Source organism: Immundisolibacter sp. (genome assembly GCF_050250495.1).
Taxonomy (GTDB): Bacteria; Pseudomonadota; Gammaproteobacteria; order Immundisolibacterales; family Immundisolibacteraceae; genus Immundisolibacter.
Window position 1 is genome coordinate 1 of the sequence record NZ_JBFWOM010000008.1, and the last position, 17,585, is coordinate 17,585.

The 17,585-nt window shown below is 68.7% G+C and carries 16 protein-coding genes; 11 read left to right on the forward strand and 5 right to left on the reverse strand.

What is annotated here, in order from left to right:
* The first annotated feature begins 206 nt into the window (after window positions 1-206).
* Entirely contained in the window at window positions 207-1,178 is a 972-nt protein-coding gene (locus AB7F93_RS07445) for an IS481 family transposase (protein WP_428302263.1), read from the forward strand.
* A gap of 155 nt (window positions 1,179-1,333) precedes the next feature.
* On the opposite strand, the gene AB7F93_RS07450 is transcribed toward AB7F93_RS07445, so the two are convergent.
* The gene (locus AB7F93_RS07450) at window positions 1,334-1,717 is read right to left on the reverse strand and encodes a hypothetical protein (protein ID WP_428302264.1); all 384 of its coding nucleotides are present in this window, start codon (window positions 1,715-1,717) and stop codon (window positions 1,334-1,336) included.
* 65 nt (window positions 1,718-1,782) lie between these two features.
* Window positions 1,783-3,072, reverse strand: coding sequence for a Rieske 2Fe-2S domain-containing protein (locus AB7F93_RS07455; protein ID WP_428302265.1), 1,290 nt, complete (start codon window positions 3,070-3,072; stop codon window positions 1,783-1,785).
* Between the two features lie 202 nt (window positions 3,073-3,274).
* On the opposite strand from AB7F93_RS07455, the gene AB7F93_RS07460 reads away from it, so the two are divergent.
* Entirely contained in the window at window positions 3,275-3,556 is a 282-nt protein-coding gene (locus AB7F93_RS07460; RefSeq protein WP_428302266.1) for a DUF427 domain-containing protein, read from the forward strand.
* Between the two features lie 108 nt (window positions 3,557-3,664).
* On the opposite strand, the gene AB7F93_RS07465 is transcribed toward AB7F93_RS07460, so the two are convergent.
* Entirely contained in the window at window positions 3,665-4,126 is a 462-nt protein-coding gene (locus AB7F93_RS07465; RefSeq protein WP_428302267.1) for an EVE domain-containing protein, read from the reverse strand.
* The gene (plsY, locus tag AB7F93_RS07470; protein WP_428302268.1) at window positions 4,123-4,728 is read right to left on the reverse strand and encodes a glycerol-3-phosphate 1-O-acyltransferase PlsY; all 606 of its coding nucleotides are present in this window, start codon (window positions 4,726-4,728) and stop codon (window positions 4,123-4,125) included. Before plsY ends, AB7F93_RS07465 begins: the two co-directional genes overlap by 4 nt.
* A gap of 71 nt (window positions 4,729-4,799) precedes the next feature.
* Between plsY and AB7F93_RS07475 the strand changes: the two genes are divergently transcribed.
* From AB7F93_RS07475 to AB7F93_RS07515, 9 genes are all read left to right on the forward strand, one after another.
* Window positions 4,800-5,954, forward strand: coding sequence for a class I SAM-dependent methyltransferase (locus tag AB7F93_RS07475; protein ID WP_428302269.1), 1,155 nt, complete (start codon window positions 4,800-4,802; stop codon window positions 5,952-5,954).
* Window positions 5,955-6,127: 173 nt separating this feature from the next.
* The gene (locus AB7F93_RS07480) at window positions 6,128-7,375 is read left to right on the forward strand and encodes an aromatic ring-hydroxylating oxygenase subunit alpha (RefSeq protein WP_428302270.1); all 1,248 of its coding nucleotides are present in this window, start codon (window positions 6,128-6,130) and stop codon (window positions 7,373-7,375) included.
* Between the two features lie 10 nt (window positions 7,376-7,385).
* Window positions 7,386-7,895 (forward strand): aromatic-ring-hydroxylating dioxygenase subunit beta, encoded by a 510-nt coding sequence (locus tag AB7F93_RS07485; RefSeq protein ID WP_428302271.1) that lies wholly within the window; start codon window positions 7,386-7,388, stop codon window positions 7,893-7,895.
* Window positions 7,896-8,016: 121 nt separating this feature from the next.
* On the forward strand, window positions 8,017-9,192 hold the full coding sequence (locus tag AB7F93_RS07490; protein WP_428302272.1) for a thiolase family protein: 1,176 nt from the start codon (window positions 8,017-8,019) through the stop codon (window positions 9,190-9,192).
* Between the two features lie 10 nt (window positions 9,193-9,202).
* Complete coding sequence (locus AB7F93_RS07495; protein WP_428302273.1) at window positions 9,203-9,622, forward strand: Zn-ribbon domain-containing OB-fold protein; 420 nt, start codon at window positions 9,203-9,205, stop codon at window positions 9,620-9,622.
* A 76-nt stretch (window positions 9,623-9,698) separates the two neighbouring features.
* Window positions 9,699-11,270, forward strand: coding sequence for a class I adenylate-forming enzyme family protein (locus AB7F93_RS07500; protein WP_428302274.1), 1,572 nt, complete (start codon window positions 9,699-9,701; stop codon window positions 11,268-11,270).
* Between the two features lie 76 nt (window positions 11,271-11,346).
* Window positions 11,347-12,546, forward strand: coding sequence for an aromatic ring-hydroxylating oxygenase subunit alpha (locus AB7F93_RS07505; RefSeq protein WP_428302275.1), 1,200 nt, complete (start codon window positions 11,347-11,349; stop codon window positions 12,544-12,546).
* Window positions 12,543-12,872, forward strand: a complete 330-nt coding sequence (locus AB7F93_RS07510) for a hypothetical protein (RefSeq protein ID WP_428302276.1) — start codon at window positions 12,543-12,545, stop codon at window positions 12,870-12,872. Before AB7F93_RS07505 ends, AB7F93_RS07510 begins: the two co-directional genes overlap by 4 nt.
* A gap of 67 nt (window positions 12,873-12,939) precedes the next feature.
* Window positions 12,940-13,557: a cysteine hydrolase family protein gene (locus AB7F93_RS07515; RefSeq protein ID WP_428302277.1), complete on the forward strand. Its 618-nt coding sequence runs from the start codon at window positions 12,940-12,942 to the stop codon at window positions 13,555-13,557.
* A gap of 75 nt (window positions 13,558-13,632) precedes the next feature.
* On the opposite strand, the gene hrpA is transcribed toward AB7F93_RS07515, so the two are convergent.
* Entirely contained in the window at window positions 13,633-17,544 is a 3,912-nt protein-coding gene (gene hrpA / locus AB7F93_RS07520) for an ATP-dependent RNA helicase HrpA (protein ID WP_428302278.1), read from the reverse strand.
* Window positions 17,545-17,585 lie beyond the last annotated feature (41 nt).

Sequence of the window (17,585 nt, forward strand, 5' to 3'; positions counted from 1 at the left end):
TTAGTTAACTAACATCACGGCCGCTTCAATTGCTGCGCTAGAGTAAGTTTCAACTCCTTTTTCGCTTTTTTTCGTACGACCTCAAGCTCTTGCACGAGCGCATCTATCGCTGCATCCACCTCTAGGTGTCGCATCCCGGACGTTTCCCTTCTCGGTGTTCGGGGTGGTTTACTGACGGCCCGCGAGGCGCTGCGTGAGGTCCTGGGATGAACATCAAGCTGCACAAGAACGCGACGACCACACCCCGCATCCGGGCGCTGATCCAGGCCAGCGACGCGCCGATGACGGCGCTGGCGCGCCGTTTCGGCGTCGGCGTGGAGACCATCGCCCGCTGGAAACACCGCGACTTCGTCGAGGACCGCTCGCACACCGCGCACCGCCTGCAGACCACGCTCACGCCGGGCCAGGAGGTGATCGTGGTCTATTTGCGTAAAACCCTGCTGCTGTCGCTGGACGATCTGCTGGCGGTCACGCGCGAGTTCCTGTGCGCCGAGGTGTCGCGGTCGGGTCTGGACCGGTGCCTGCGCCGGCACGGCGTGGGCAACCTGCGCCAGCTGCGCCCGGCACCTGCCAAGGCGCCCGTGAAGACCTTCAAGGACTACGTGCCGGGTTTCGTGCACGTCGACGTGAAGTACCTGCCGCAGCTGGCCGACGAGGACCGGCGCCGTTACCTGTTCGTGGCCATCGACCGGGCCACGCGCTGGGTCTACGTGGCCCTCAAGCCCGACAAGAGCGCCCGAGCGGCGAAGGCGTTCCTGACCGCCGTGGCCAAGGCGGCGCCGTTTCGGATCACGACCCTGCTCACCGACAACGGCACGGAATTCACCGACCGCTTTGTCACCGCCGGCGAGCGCACGCCGACCGGGCAGCACGTGTTCGACCAACTGTGCGCGGCGCTTGGCATCGAGCACCGCCTGACGCGGCCCCGGCGGCCGCAGACCAACGGCATGGTCGAGCGCTTCAACGGCCGCATCGCCGACCTGCTGCGCACGCACCACTTCCGCTCCCGCGACGACCTCGAACAGACCCTGCACCGCTACGTGACGCTCTACAACCACCACCTGCCCCAGCAGGCCCTGAACGCCCAGACCCCGGCGCAGACACTCCAGGGCTGGCACCAATCACACCCCGAACTCTTTCATCGAAGACCATCTAATCGGCCGGGACGGGACATCTAGGTCAGTCATGAGTTGGTGGCTGATACGTATTCGCCCATCATCGTCAGCGGAGGACGAGATACATTCCACATATACTGATGGCGAAATGGGATAGTCACCCTTTTGCCATTTCTCAAGAGGATTGAATACGTCGAAGTACATAATGCCACTCCATGCTATTGGTATTTTATCGCCACTCCGCGTATAACTGGCACCCTGCCGCCGGGCAGAGTCTGGTATCCGCCGAGCCACGGGTTGTACATCAGTCCTTGCGGAGCCTGTTCGCTCGCATCCTGCGCTGGAATTACCGCATCTGCTCCTATCGCCATGCCTTTCTTTCTCATGCTTTCAAGCAAATCCGTAAGCGGCGTACCCACCGGCCCTCTCGATTCCAAGACGGCTATCTCTTTGTATGGTTTGTCTGGGTGCTTCATGAGAATCTGCGTATTTGTCACAGACTCATAGGTCTTGTTTCCATCCACCATAACAGCGCTCGTCTGGGCACAACCAGCGAGTACCGCAAGAAACAGGCTCCCACAGACAACTGATATGTATCGCATGATTCTCCCTTGTTGCAGATTGGCTGCGATTGCCGGCCAAGCGCTAAGTATGCCGCACGCCGGCCTCAGCGCACGATCCCCGAACGCACCCCCGCCACCACCGCATCCCGCGGCACATCCGCAAGCCGCTCCTGCGGCACGATGACGGACGCCGCGCGGCAGCGGTGCGAGAGCGGGTCCAACCCCGGCACAGCGCCGCCGGTCTGGTTGGCGCGGGCGGCGTCGAGCAGCAGGCGGCGTGCAGCGATGATGCCGTTGTCGCTCGACACCAGGCGCTCACGGGTGCGGTCGGCGATGCGGCCCTGGCTCTCCTGCACGGCGGTGTCCTGCATGGCGACGCCGGGGACGCCGGAAAAGCTCTTGTGCGCCACCTGCAGCGCCCGGTCGCGGCCGTAGTCGTTGCCGCGATGGCCGGTGCCCTGCCGGCTGCCGGGCACGAATTCCACGTGCAGGCCGGCGCCGCGCGCCATCGCGTCCCGCTCTTGCGCAGTCAGCGGCCGGTCGACGTGGTAGTTCACCGCCCAGGACCAGCAGTTCTCGTCATCCGCCGGCACCCAGGCCTGGGCGTTCAGGCTCAGCTCTCCGGTCGGCGCCACCAGGTTGAAGCACGGCAGCAGGAACTGCGTGATGCGCCAGTAGTACTCGCCCGGCCCGGCGCGGCGGCGGGCGCCGAGCAGCAGGCCGGCGTCGGTCGGCGCCACTTCGTAGCGGGGGTTCGGGTCGGCGCCGATGATCTCCAGAATGCGCGAACGCCCGCCGGCGCCGGTGCCGAGCACCGGATCGTCCTGCAGCGTCCAGCGGTGCAGCCAGGACAGGTGGCTCGAATCGAGCCCGCCTTCCATTACTTGCAAGTAGTTGCACTCCTGCAGGCGGCGGGAGACGAACAGATGGCTGTCCGGCAGCAGCGCCCATTCGAGCTCCGGCGGCGCCGGCTGTTTGGCCGGGTCGCCCATGTACACCCACACCACGCCGCCTCGCTCGATGGTGGGGTAGGCGCGGATGCGCACCTGCTCGGCAAACCCGCTGTTGGCCGGCTCGGACGGGATGTCGAGGCAGCGGCCGTGGCGGTCGAACTGCCAGCCGTGGTAGGCGCAGCGGATGCCGCCGTCCTCGCAGCGGCCGAAGTAGAGCGATGCCTGGCGGTGCGGGCAGGCTTCCTCGACGATGCTGACGTGGCCCGCACTGTCGCGAAACGCCACCAGGCGCTCGCCGAGCAGCGGCAGGCGCAGCGGCGCGCCGTCGGGCTCCGGCAGCTCGTCAGACGCCAGCGCCGGCAGCCAGAAGCGCCGGAACAGTGCGCCCATCGGCGTGCCGGCATCGGTGCGGGTGAGCGTTTCGTTGTCTTCGGCGCGCATGTCGCCTCCTCCTCGGTGCCCTCGCGCGGCCATCATCAACGGGCGCGGACAGCCCCGCAAGCCAGCCGCCAGTGTGTGCGCGGCCGGTCACGGCGCTGACGTCGGTGCTGCGCGGGCCCATGCAACCGAACTCGCGTATGTTGATGAACAGGCGGCGAGTCGTGCGCCATCGCTTGCTGCCCCAACGCCGAGGAGCGCCATCATGAAAGCTGTCTGGAACGGTGTCGTCATTGCGGAATCCACGGACACCGTGGTCGTCGAGGGCAATCACTACTTCCCCGCTGCCGCGCTGGACCGGCGCCTGCTGCGCGATAGCGCCACCACCACGCAGTGCCCATGGAAGGGCACGGCGCACTACTACACCGTGCAGGTGGGCGAGGCCCGCAACGAGGACGCCGCCTGGTACTACCCCGACCCGAAACCCGCGGCGGCAGAAATCGCCGGCCACGTGGCCTTCTGGAAGGGCGTGCAGATTACGGATTGACGCCCCACCAGCTGCCAGGCGACAGACTGGCGGCGGCTTCGACCTATCGATAAGGTGACCGCCCAGAACGCACGACGCGCTGGGACGCTTCGATAACCGTTGCGGTCGTCAGTCGCCCGCCATGCTGATGATGTGCCGCCAGGCCGGTTCCGGCACCGGCATTACCGACAGGCGGGTGCCGCGGCGGACCAGCGGCAGCTCGATCAACGCCGGGTCGTCGCGCAGTTCGGCCAGCGACACCAGCCGCGGCAGCTTGCGCACGAGGCGCACGTCGACCATGAACCAGCGCGGGTTGTCGGGCGTGGCGGCGGGGTCGTGGTATTTGCTTTCCGGGTCCTGCGCGGTGTGGTCCGGGTAGGCCTCGCGCACCACTTCCACGATGCCGACGATGCCCGGCGGATCGCAGTTCGAGTGGTAGAAAAAAGCCTGATCGCCCACCTTCATCTGCCGCATGAAGTTGCGGGCCTGGTAGTTGCGCACGCCGTCCCAATGCTCGGTGGCGTTGGGCCGGGCGGCGAGATGGTCGATGCCGAACACGTCCGGTTCGGACTTGAACAGCCAGTGGTTCATTCGGCGGCCTTTTTCCGGCCGATGCGGCTTTCCGTGCCGGCGCGCAGGCGCGCGATGTTCTCGCGGTGCCGCCAGGTCAGGATCACGGCGATCAGGGCCGTGGCGACGGTCAGCGACGGCTGGCGCGTCCACAGCAGCGTGTAGACGGGCGTCACGCCCACCGCCACCAGCGCGGCGAGCGAGGAGTAGCGCGTCGCGGCCGCGATGCCGAGCCAGGTAACGCAGGTGGCGAGCCCGACCGGCAGGCTCATGGCCAGCACCACGCCGAGCGTGGTGGCCACACCCTTGCCGCCGGTGAAGCCAAAATAGAGCGGAAAGAGGTGCCCCAGAAAGGCCGCGAACATCACCGCGGCGAGGCCCCACGGCGGCAGGTGCAGCGCGTGCGCGGCCAGCACCGGCAGCACGCCCTTGAGCACATCGCCGGCCAGCGTGAGAAACGCCGGCCACTTGCCGCCGATGCGCAGCACGTTGGTGGCGCCAGGGTTGCGCGAGCCCTCGGTGCGGGGATCCGGCAGGCCGAGCAGGCGGCACACCACAATGGCCGCCGACAGCGAGCCCATGAGATAGGCAACAACGGTGAGACCGAGCGACACAAGCGACATGCGGATGACCGGGAAAGGTGCGGTGCGGCTGGGCACCGGGCGATGGCCGCGGAGTGTAACGGGGGCGAACCGTGCCTGAGTTGCCGCCGCCGGAGCCAGACGCATTGGCCTTGTCCGCGCGGCTCGAAGCACGTATCCGGGACGCCATCGCCGCCGCCGGCGGGTGCATCGGCTTCGACGCCTTTATGCAGATGGCACTGTATGAGCCGGGGCTCGGTTATTACGTGAACGGTCTTCGCAAGTTCGGGCCGGGCGGGGATTTCACCACCGCGCCGGAGCGGTCGCCGCTGTTCGCGCGCACGCTGGCGCGGCAGGTGGCGCAGGTGCTGCGCGCCGTGCCGGGCGGCGAGGTGCTGGAATTCGGCCCCGGCAGCGGCGCGCTCGCGGCGGAGCTGCTGGCGGAACTCGACGCGCTCGGCTGCGCACCCGCGCGCTACTGCCTGCTGGAACTGAGCGCCGACCTGCAACAGCGTCAGCGTGAGGCCATCGCCGCGCGCGTGCCGCATCTCATGGACCGCGTGGTCTGGCTCACGCAGTTGCCGGAGCGCTTTGCCGGCGCCGCCATTGCCAACGAGGTGCTGGACGCCATGCCGGTGCGGCGGTTCTGTGTGTTGGACGGCGGCCTTGCCGAGCAGTACGTGGCGGCTTCCCGCGACGGCCTGGCGTGGGTGCAGGGCCCGCCGCAGGACGCGCGGCTGGCCGCGCGCGTCGCCGGCTTCGATCTGCCCGCCGGCTACGTGTCGGAGGTCAACCTCGCCGCCGAGGCTTGGGTGCGCAGCGTGTGCGAGCGGCTCGACGCCGGCCTGCTGCTGCTGATCGACTACGGCTACCCGCGCGCCGAGTACTACCACCCGCAGCGCGTCACCGGCACGCTGCGTTGCCACTACCGCCAGCAGGCGCACGACGACGCGCTGCGCTGGCCGGGCCTGCAGGACATCACCGCGCACGTCGACTTCACGGCCATCGCCGAGGCCGCGCACGCTGCCGGTGCGACGGTGGCGGGCTTTACCACCCAGGCGCAGTTCCTCATCAATTGCGGGCTGCCGGGTTTGCTGGAGGCGATCGATCCGGCGTCGCCGGACTACCTCGACCTCGCCTTGCAGGCACGGCAATTGCTGCTTCCGCAGGCGATGGGGGAAGCCTTCAAGGTGCTGGGGCTCACGCGCGGGCTGGGCAATCTGGCGCCGCTCGGCTTCGCGCAGGGAGACCGGCGGCATCGGCTGTGACCGTTGCCGCGCCGTGCGCGGGGTTGACGCAGGTCACGGCGCGGTAAACGGAATCGGTAAAGATCGCAAACGACCGTTAAACTTGCGGTCACTAGCGCAACACGCCGACGCGCCACCCAACGGGCGGCACAGCCCGCGGGCTTTCGCGGCGGCATCACGCAGGAGCAAGGGGCATGCGTATCGAACGACTCTCGCCAGCCAGTTACCGCGAGCTGATCCAGCCGGACCGCGTCCACGGCTCGCTCTACACCGAGCCGTACGTGTTCGAGGACGAGCTCGACAAGATTTTTCACCGCGGCTGGGTATTCGTGGCCCACGACAGCGAGCTGCCGAACCCCGGTGACTACATCACCCGCACCGTCGGGCGCCAGCATTACCTGGTGGTGCGCGGTCAGGACGGTGCGGTCAACGTGTTCTTCAACCGCTGCCAGCACCGGGGCAACCTGCTGTGCAACAAGCCGTCCGGCAGCGCCAAGTCCTTCGCCTGCCCGTACCACGGCTGGACCTTCGGCATCGGCGGCGAACTGCTGGACGTGCCGCACGCCGGGGGGTTCGAGAAGGACTGGTCCAAGCAGGGGCTCGAAGTGCCGCGTAGCGGCAGCTACCGCGGCTTCATCTTCGCGAGCGCCGCCAAGGACGGTGTGAGCCTCGACGAGCACCTCGGCCGCGCCAAGGAACTGATCGACCGCGCCTGCGACCTGTCGCCGACCGGCAAACTGCGCCTCACAGCCGGCTGGGTGCGTCACGAGTACGGCGCCAACTGGAAGATGCTGCCCGAGAACGACACCGACGGTTACCACGTCGGCTTCACGCATCAGTCGTTCGTGCGCGCCATCCGCTCGCAGTACGACAGCTTCGTGTCGGACGAGAAGGCCATCAAGGGTGTGATCCGCGACTGGGGCAATGGCCACACCGAGATCGATTTCGCCGGGGGCTACACCAAGCCGCTGGAGTGGCTCGGCACCACGCCGGAGAAGGTGCCGGAGTACATCGCGGCGCTGGAGCAGGCCAACGGCAAGGAGCGCGCCGCGCAGTTGATGCATCTTGGCCCGCCGCACGCCTGCATCTGGCCGAACCTGTTCCTGGCCGAGATGAACATCGTCATCTTCCAGCCCATCGCGGTGAACAAGAGCGTGCAGTGGCACACGCCGATGCTGCTGGAAGGCGCTGACAGCCTCGATTTCCGCCTCATGCGCCAGAGCGAGGGCGCGCTAGGACCGGCCTCGTTCCTGGTGGCGGACGACGCGTCGATCGCCGAGCGCACGCAGCAGGCGCTGGAAGCCGGCGACCCGTGGTGTGACTTGAGCCGCGGCCTGAACCGCGAGGAGGTCGACGAGCGCGGCGTGCGTACCTCGCACATGACCGACGAGACCTCGAATCGCGGCTTCTGGCAGCACTACCTGCGCGTGATGGGCGGCTGAGGACAGAACGATGAGCACGATGACGCTTGAAGAACCCACCGTCAGCGCCGCCGAACAGCGCGAGGTGACCGAGTTCGTCTACCGCGAGGCGCGCCTGGCCGACGAGGCCCGCTACGCCGACTGGGAGGCGCTGTGGACTGATGATGCCGTGTACTGGGTGCCGCGCGCCGAAGGCCACGACCCGAACACGCACGTGTCGCACATCTACGACAACCGCACGCGGCTCGCCACGCGCGTGCGTCAGTTGGCGACCGGGTACCGGTTCAGCCAGGAGCCGGCCTCGCCGATGCGCCGGCTGCTGTCCAACGTGGAGATCAACCGCACCGACGACGGCTACGAGGTTGGCTCGAACTTCATCCTGACCGAGATCGTGGCGCAGTCCACGCACGCCATGCGCGTGTGGGCCGGGCGCACCACGCACCGCCTGCGGCGCGTGGACGGCGCGCTCCGGCTGGCGTCGAAAAAGGTGGTGCTGGTCAACGGCGACGAGGCCATCCCGACGCTGGCGTTTCTGATCTGATCGACTGCCGGCGGCTGGCCGCCGCCGCGTCGTGCGGACCGCCCGGTTAGTCCCGGGCGGTTTTGCTTTCAAGGCCATGGACCGGCCGCCACCCGCAGCGAACAACACAGAGGAGAAACCCATGGCCAGCAAGAAACCGCTGGCGGCCATCCGTGGCTTTGCCATGTCGGATTTGAGCCGTCAGTACATCGGCGAGACCTGGCAGCTCGCCGTGACCGCCATCCACCGCGCCATCGCCGACGCGGGTCTGAAAAAGTCCGACATCGACGGCCTGCTCATCAACAAGAGCCCGGTCGCGACGCTGATGGACCTGCCGATGGACCTGCTCGACTACGCGGGCCTGAAGAACCTCACCCTGTGCTCGGTGGTGGAGGCGGAGGGCTCGTCCGGCGTGCAGATGGTGCAGCAGGCGGCGCTGGCGGTGCAGGCCGGCATGGCCAAGGCGGTGGTGTGCGTGTTCTCGGACGCGCCGATCCGGCCCGGCGTCAGCACCCAGCAGGCGTTCGGCATGCCGCTGCCGCTGATGGGCAAGCTCGGTTCCGAGGCACCGACCGGCCTGTTCGGCCCGGTGGCGGCCTACGCGCTCGCCGCCCGGCGCTACATGCACAAGAACAAGCTCACCGAGGATCACCTGGGCGCGGTGGCCGTCGCTTGCCGGCAATGGGCGCTCAAGAACCCGCACGCCATGATGAAAAAGCCGCTCACCATGGAAGAGCACCACGCGTCGGCCTACGTGGTGGAGCCGTTTCACCTGTTCGACTGCTCGTTCCCGGTGAACGGCGCCGTCGCCGTGGTGGTGACCAGTGCCGAGCGCGCCGCGGACGGCCCGCAGCCGGCCGTGTACATCCACGGCATGGGGCAGGGGCACCGGGGCGTAACCAATCGGCGCGGCTTCGAGAACGAGATCGAGATCGGCGCCAAACTGGCTGGCGAGGGTGCCTATGCGATGGCCGGCGTGGGCCCCAAGGACATCGACTGCGCGCAGGTGTACGACGCGTTCACCTACTGCATCCTGCTGCAACTGGAGCAGTACGGCTTCGTCGCGCCGGGTGGGGCGGGTGAATTCGCGCTCGCCGGGCAGACGGCGCCGGGCGGCAGCTTCCCGGTCAACACGGGTGGCGGGCAGTTGTCGGGCTACTACCTGCAGGGCGGCACGCCGCTGTCGGAGGGCGTGATGCAGGCACGCGGCACCGCCGGCGAGCGGCAGGTGAAGCACGATCTGGTACTCACCGCCGCCTACGGCGGACGCATGATGTACCACGCCTGCATGATCACGAGTCCCCACGCCAGCCTGTAAGGAGGCCGCCATGTACGACATCACGCGCACGCTCGGCTGGCCGATGCCGGTCCTGAATGACCTCAACCGCCCGCACTTCGAGGGCATGGCCGACGGCAAGGTCATGGTCCAGCACTGCCCCGACTGCGACACCTGGCTCGCGCCGGGCGCCTTCCTGTGCGAGAACTGCGGCTCGACGGCCGTGCAGTGGCGCCAGGCGTCCGGGCAGGGCGAGATCTACAGCTACGTGATCATGAACCGCACGTTCGACCCGGCCTTCGAGGCCATGGTCCCGTATAACGTGTGCCTGATCGAGCTCGCCGAAGGCCCGCGCCTGTTGGCCAACGTCACCGGCATCGCCAACAGCGACCTCAGCATCGGCCGCGCCGTGCGTGCTACCTTCGAGAAGGTCGGCGAGGGGCTGCCGCTGCTGAAGTTCGCGCCCGCCTGACCGCATTGTCGGGAGGCGCTGTCCGCGCGGCGCCTCCCGCCTTTCCCCCACATTTTCGCGAGGAGGAGCGGCAGCCATGCTGCCCCGTGACTACATCGCCCGCTGCGCGGCGCACTACCCCGACCGGATCGCCTACCACGACGGCGATCGCAACCTCACCTGGCGGCGCATCCATGAGCGCTCGGACCGCCTCTCGGCGGCCCTGCAGGGGCTCGGCTTCAAGCCGGGCGACGTCGCCGCCATCCTGAGCCACGAGCACCTCGAGGTCTACGAGCACCTCTACGCCTGCTACAAGACGGGTCTCGTGCGCTGCGGCATCAACTGGCGCTACGCGCCGCGCGAGATGCTGCACGTCATCCGCGACAGCAACGCGCGGGTGATCCTGGTGCAGGCCAACTGCGTGCCGCTGCTGGCGCCGATCCTGGACGACATCCGCGCCGACGGCCGGCGGCTGATCGGCTACGGCGGCGAGCACGGGCTCGAACTCGACTACGAGACGCTGATCGCCGCCGCGCCCGCGCAGCCCGCGCTGCCGGCGCTGGCCGAGGACGACCTGATCGTGCTCAGCTACACCTCCGGCACCACGGGCCTGCCGAAGGGCGTGATGATCGGCCAGGGCGCCATGCGCGACTCGATGGTCTACACGGTGCTGTCGATTGGTCTGCGCTACGAGGACGTGTGGTTCCCGCCGACGGCGTCGGGCTGGATCACGTTCATCCTCGGTTCGTTCAACCTCGTGAACGGCATGAGCGTGGTGCTGCCGAACGGCGATTTCGATACCGTGCGGTTTCTCGACTTCGTCGGCCGTTATCGGGTCACGTCCACCATCATCGTGCCGCTGATGATGCAGCGCCTGCTGGACGAGTACGACCGCGGCGGCTACGACCTGTCCTCGCTGCGCCTGGTGACCTACGGCTCCTCGCCGGCGCGCCCGGCGCTGATCCGCCGCACCATGGACACCTTCGGCTGCGAGCTGATGCAGCTGTACGGAATCACCGAATGCACTGGCGGCTGGGTGAGCTTTCTGCACCACGACGACCACCTGCGCGGCCTCAGCGAGCGGCCGGAACTGCTCACCTCCTGCGGGCGCGCTGGCGTGCACATGGAGCTGTCGATCCGCGACGAGCACGGCCGCCCGCTGCCGCCGGGCGAGCAGGGCGAGGTGTGGATCCGCTCCAGCACCAACATGCTGGGGTATCTGAACCTGCCCGAGCAGACCGCGCAGGCGCTTGCGGACGGCTGGCTGCGCACGCACGATCTCGGCCGTCTCGACGCCGACGGGTATCTCTACCTCACCGACCGCAAGAACTTCCTCATCATCTCCGGCGCCGCCAACGTCTACCCGAGCGTGGTGGAAACCGTGCTCGCCGAGCACCCGGCGGTGCGCGAGGTGGCCGTGATCGGTGCGCCGCACCCCGAATGGGGCGAGGCGGTGGTGGCGACCGTGAGCCTGCGGGACGGCGCGAAGGTCAGCGCCGCTGAACTGCTGGAATTTTGCCGGCCGCGCCTTGCCAAGTACGAAGTGCCCAAGCACATCGAGGTCGTGGACGATTTGCCCAAGGGCCTCACCGGCAAGATTCTCAAGAAAAACATCCAGGGCTGGTACAAGGATGACCCGGCCCGCCTGCCGTGGAAGCCGGTCGATTGATCGATCGGTAATTGGCTTACCATTCCGGGCCGCACAAGACGGGCCTTGACCCGCCGTACCGCAGGAGAAACGCCACATGACCAAGCCGGGCGAGAAATTCCACACCGACATCACCACCCAGATGCCGGACATGGGCACCGCGCCGCTGCCCGTCGAGCCGTACATCTCGGCCGCTTTCTTCGAGCAGGAGCGCGAGAAGATCTTCCGCCGGGCCTGGCTCGAAGTCGCGCGCGTCGAGGAACTGCCGAACCCCGGCGACTACGTGGTGCGCGAGATCGAGGTGCTGAAGACCTCGGTGCTGCTGGTCCGCGGCAAGGACGGGCAGGTGCGCGGCTTCCACAACGTGTGCACGCACCGCGGCATGGCGGTCGCCATCTGCGACAAGGGCAACGCGCAGGGCTTCATCTGCAACTTCCACGGCTGGACCTTCGACATCGACGGGCGCCTGAAAGGCGTGCCGGGCGAGGAGTACTTCAGCAATCTCAACCGCGCCGACTACGGCCTGCGGCCGGTGGCGACCGACACCTGGAATGGCTTCATCTTCGTGCACTGGGAACCGCAGCCGAAGGTCGGCCTGCGCGAGTTCCTGGGCGGGCTCGCGACGCAGCTCGACGATTATCCGTTTGCCCGCTTCAACCACATCGCCCGCTACAGCGCGCGCGTCAAGGCCAACTGGAAGACCTTCATCGACGCCTTCCACGAGGCCTACCACGTGATGATGGTGCACCGCCACACGGTGCCGGACGCCTGCGCCGGGCAGGAAAACCCCTACGGCCTGCTGAGCTCGGCGCGCATCTACGGCCCGCACCACTCGGGCTCGGTGTGGGTGAACCCGGCCCACACGCCGACGCCGTCCGAGACGCTGGCCTGGAAGTACGGCATGAGCTTCGCGCCGGGCGACATGGTCGACCTGCCGGGTCTGAATCCCGACAAGAGCGCCAACTGGTGGTTCGACATCAACGTGTTCTTCCCGAACTTCTTTATTGACGTCGGCCCCGGCTGGTACTTCACCTACAACTTCTGGCCGGTGTCGGTGGACGAGTCGACCTGGGAGATGAACATCTACCAGCTCGACGCCGAAACCGCCGGGCAGAAATTCGCCCAGGAGCACACCAAGGTGCTGCTGCGCGACATCCTGTACGAGGACCTGTCCACGCTGGAATTCGCGCAGAAGGCGATGGCGTCCGGCGTGCTCAAACACCTGCCGATCAGCGAGATGGAAATCGCCGTCCGCCACCAGTTGCACACCGTGCAGGAATGGGTGAACCGGCCATGAGCGAGACGGTTTTCGCCCTGCCCAAGGGCTACGAGGATCTGGCCTGGCTCGCCGACTGGGCGCTGCCCACCGAGCGGGCGCGGCACAGCAAGCGCATTGGCACGCCGCTCGACCAAATACAGCGCGTGTACGACGCACTGCTGCCGCGCATCGAGCCGGCGATTGCCTATCTCGACCAGTTCCCCATCAAGAACCTGCCGCCCGCCGAGGCCAACCTGATGCTGCTGACGCTCGTCTTTGTCGAGGTGTCGCCGTCGGTGGAGTTGCTGCACTCGCCGACCGTGCCGGACGGCTTCGAGCCGAGCCGGTTCGAGGTGCATTTCTGAGGGTGCATTTCCAACCTGGGCGCCGCCGGGCGCCCGATGTTTCCGATCAACCAACAAGGAGCGTGAGATGGCTATCGAAATCGATGTGAAGAAGACAGCCCTGCTGTCGATGGACTTCCAGAACGACATCATCCACCCGGACGCCAAGCTGGCGCAGGCCGCCGGCTTTGCCAAGATGGTGCAGGAAACCGGCATCCTGCCGCGCAGCGCCAAGGTGCTGGACGCCGCCCGCAAGGCCGGCATGAAGGTCATCCACATCGTCGTGGAATTCGGCCCGGATGCCGCGCCCATGCCTAGCCGCGGCGCCTTCTTCCGCATGCTGGGCGCCGGCGGTCCGACGCTGCAGCCGGGTACCTGGGGCGCGCAGATTCACGACGACGTGGCGCCGAAGCCCGGTGACGAGGTGGTCAAGAAGGCCATGATCAGCGCCTTCGTCGGCTCGAACCTGGAAGAGGTGCTCAAGAAGAACGGCATCACCGACATCGCCATGATCGGCGTCGCCACCACCTTCGTGGTGGAAGGCTCCGTCTGGAGTGCGGTGGACAAGGGCATCAACTGCATCGTCATCGAAGACTGCGTGTGCGCCGGCAGCAAGGAGGCGCACGACGCCGCCATCCAGACCTCGCTGACGTATCTCACGGACCTGTGCAAGGCCGACGAATTCATCGCGGCGATCCAGAAGTAAGACCGCCACGGACGCGGCAAGAGCCCGCCTGCGCTCCGGCGCAGGCGGGCTTTTTTGTGCCCGGCGCATTTGTGCTCAGGCAGTGGCGGCATCCAGCAATCGGGACAGGCGCGCGATCGATACCGGCTGCACCGTACCGAGCGCCGGCGCGAACAGGTCCACGCGCAGTTCCTCCAGCAGCCAGCGCAGTTCCTGCCAGGCCTGGTCCGCGGCGTGCGCATCGTGTGTTTGCCAGAACGCCTGCCACAGCGGCAGCAGCGCCTGCCGCTGGGTGCGATCGACGGCCGGGTTGGCCAGCGCGCGCTCCAGGCGCAGCGCGGCGGCCTTCAGATAACGCGGCAGCTCCGGCAGCCACTGCCGCGGCGTGTGTGCGACGAAGCCCGGATACACCAGCCGGCCGAGCTGATCGCGCAGATCGGCGGCCAGTTCCAGCAGCGGCAGCGTGGTGGCCCGGTCGAGTTGTTTTTCGACATCCCGCCACAGGCGCAGCGTGTCGGTCACGGTGGCCGTAAGCGATGCCGTTGCCGCCTGCACCGGCGCCGTGAGCGCGTGCGTCAGTGCAGCGAATTCATCCGCCGCGCGCGGCGCCGTGGGCTCGGTCCACACGCTGTCGATGACCGCGTGGCGAAGATCTGCGAGCAGCGCTTCGGGTGTGCCGAGCCGGCGGTAGAGCGCAGCGAGCGGCGCCACGTCGGCGGCGGTTGGCAGCCGATCCGCCAGCGCCAGGGACAGCAGCGCGCGAACGCCGCCGCGGTGGGCCACGGTGGCGACGGACTCGTCATCGAACAGGCGCAGCGTGCAGCTGTCGCCGGCGTCTACCAATGCCGGAAAGCGCAGCAGCAGCGCGCCGCCCGGGCCGGGGGTGGTGATCTGCGGTGGCACGGCGCCGAAGTCCCAGGCGGTGATGCCGTCGCGTTCCAGCGGATGGGCGGGGGAGGGCGCGGGCGCCGGCGCGTGCGCGGCACCGAAGCGCGCCTTGAGCTGCGGCAGATCACGTCCGGTGGCCAGTGGCGTGCCGTGGTCGTCGACGATCTCGACGCGCATCCGCAGGTGCCGTTCGAGCCGCCGCAGGTCGAACGCCGACGCCGGGCAGTCCGCACCGGCAAGTTCGGTGAGTGCCGCGGCGAGCACCGGCAGCAACGGCCCCGCGCCCGGCTGCATTCTGTCGATGGCCCGCCGCGCCACGTCCGGCGCCGGCACGAACTGCCGGCGCAGCGCCCCCGGCAGGCTGCGGATCAGCGCCGCGCACTTATCGGCAAGCCAGCCCGGGATCAGCCAGTCGAACGCGTCGTCGTCGACGCGCGCCAGCAGCGCCCGCGGCACGCGCACGGTGACGCCGTCGTCGTCCTGGCCGGGCTCGAAGCGGTAACGCAGCGCCAGCAGCGCGCCACCGGCGGCGAGGCGGTCTGGATACGCCTCGGCGGACACGGTTTCCGCCGGCGCCGTGGTGAGCAAGGCATCGTCGAGGCGCAGCGCGTCCGCCGGCTGGCGGCGCAGCCAGTGCGCGAGGCGGTGCGCGTCCCACACGTCGGCCGGCAGGCGCGCGTCGTAGAGCGCAAACAGCGCGTCCTCGTCGATCAGCAGCGGCCGGCGCAGCTTGGCTTCCAGCGTTTCGAGCGCGGTGAGGCGGCGGCGGTTGTCGGCCAGCGCCGGGCAGTCGGCGTCGAGCGCACCGTCGATGATCGCCTCGCGGATGAAGATGGCGCGCGCGTGGGCTGGATCGATGTTTCCGTAGGCCACCTGGCGCCGGCTGACCAGCGTCAGGCCGTACAGGGTGACGCGCTCGAAGGCCACCGGGCGGCGACCGCCGGCATCCCAGTGCGGCTCGCTGTAGTCGCGGCGCAGCAGATGACCCGCCGCGGCCTCCACCCAGTGCGGCTCGATGGCGGCCACGGTGCGCGCGTACAGGCGCCCGGTGTCGACCAGTTCTGCGGCCATCAGCCAGCGCGGCGGTTTCCTGGCCAGCGGCGAGCCCGGAAATACCGCCAGCTGCGTGCCGCGGGCGCCATCCAGCGTGCGCGGCTGACGGCTGCGTTTCTGGCCCGCGGGCGCGTCCTGCCGGCGCGCGATGCGCCCGAGCAGACCCGCGAGCAGCGCACGGTGGATGGCGGCGTAGTCGGCGTCGATGGTGGACGCGCGAAGGCCCATGCCGTTGGCCAGTTCCGTGAGCTGCCCGGTCACGTCGCGCCACTCGCGAAGGCGCAGGTACGACAGGAAATGCTCGCGGCACCAGGCGCGCAGCTTGGCCTGCGAGCGGTGGCGCGCGGCCTCCTCGAAGGCGCGCTGGATGTTCACCAGCGTGAGGAAGTCCGAGCGCTCGTCGGCGAACTGGCGGTGCACCTGGTCGGCGTGCTGGCGCTGGTCGAGCGGCCGTTCGCGCGGGTCCTGCACGGCGAGCGCGGCGGCGATCACCCGCACCTCGCGCAGCGCGCCGGTGCGGCCCGCCTCGATCAGCATGCGCCCGAGCGTCGGGTCGAGCGGAAAGCGCGCGAGCTGGCGACCGATGGGCGTGAGCGTGCCCCCGTTGTCAATCGCATCCAGCGCGCCGAGTTCGAACAGCGCCTGCTCGGCGGCGCGCAGTTGCCGGCGCGGCGGTGGGTCCATGAAGGGGAAATCCGCCGCCTCGCCGAGTTGCAACGCGTGCATGCGCAGCAGCACGCCGGTCAGACTCGCGCGCTGGATTTCGGGGTCCGTGTGCGGCGCGCGGTTGGCGTAGTCGTCCTCGGCATACAGACGAACGCACACGCCGGGGCCGAGCCGTCCGCAGCGCCCGGCGCGCTGGTCGGCGCTGGCCTGCGAGATCTTCTCGATGCCCAGGCGCTGCACGTGGCCGCGCACGCCGTAGCGGCTGACGCGCGCGAGCCCGCTGTCGATCACATACCGGATGCCGGGCACGGTGAGCGAGGTCTCGGCCACGTTGGTGGCCAGCACCACGCGCCGCCGGCGGCCGGGCGCGAACACGCGGTCCTGCTCGGCGCGCGACAGGCGGGCGTAGAGCGGCAGCAGTTCGATGTCGGCCGTGCCGTGGGCGCGGATGGCGTCCGTCACGTCGCGAATCTCCCGCTCGCCGGGCAGGAACACCAGGATGTCGCCAGGCCCCTCGGCGCTGAGTTCCGCGACGGCGGTGACGATGCCTTCGGCGAGCGTGCGGTCGGCCTCGTCCGGGTCGGGCGAGACGAGCGGCCGATAGCGCGTTTCGACCGGGTAGCCGCGGCCGGAGACCTCGATGATGGGCGCGTCGCCGAAGTGCCGCGCAAAGCGCTGCGGGTCGATGGTGGCGGACGTGATGACCAGACGCAGGTCCGGCCGGCGCGGCAGCAGTCGGTGCAGGTAGCCGAGCAGAAAATCGATGTTGAGGCTGCGCTCGTGCGCCTCGTCGATGATCAGCGTGTCGTAGGCGAGCAGGTCGGGATCGGATTCCGTGCGCGCCAGCAGCAGGCCGTCGGTCATAACCTGGATGGCCGCGCCGTCGGCGACGGTGTCGTCGAAACGCACGCTGTAGCCGACCGCGCGCGGCGTGCCCAGCTCCACGGCCAGCCGCGCCGCCACCGCGCGGGCGGCGATGCGCCGCGGCTGGGTGTGGCCGATGCGCCCGTGCAGGCCGCGGCCAAGATGCAGGCACAGCTTGGCGAGCTGCGTGGTCTTGCCGGAGCCGGTCTCGCCGCACACCACCAGCACCTGATGCTGCGCGAGCGCGGCGGCGATGTCCGGCAGATGCGCCGTGATCGGCAGCTCGGACGGAAAGTCGATGCTCGCCGGCCGCGCCGCGCGGCGCGCGGCGACGACCGCCTGGGACCGGGCGAGTTGCGCTTCGATGTCCACCTGCAGGCGGTCGGCTGGCTGGCCGGCGGCGAGGCGGCGTTGCAACGCGGCGAGGCGTTTTCCGAGCGCCGGCCGGTCCGCGAGCAGGGCGTCGTCCAGCACCGCCGAAAGCCGCGCGAACAGCTCGGCCGGGTCGGTTTCAGGCGGGGTTTCGGGGGCGTTCACGGGCGGGGGCGCGGTGGCGTCGGCAGCGTACCATAGCGCTC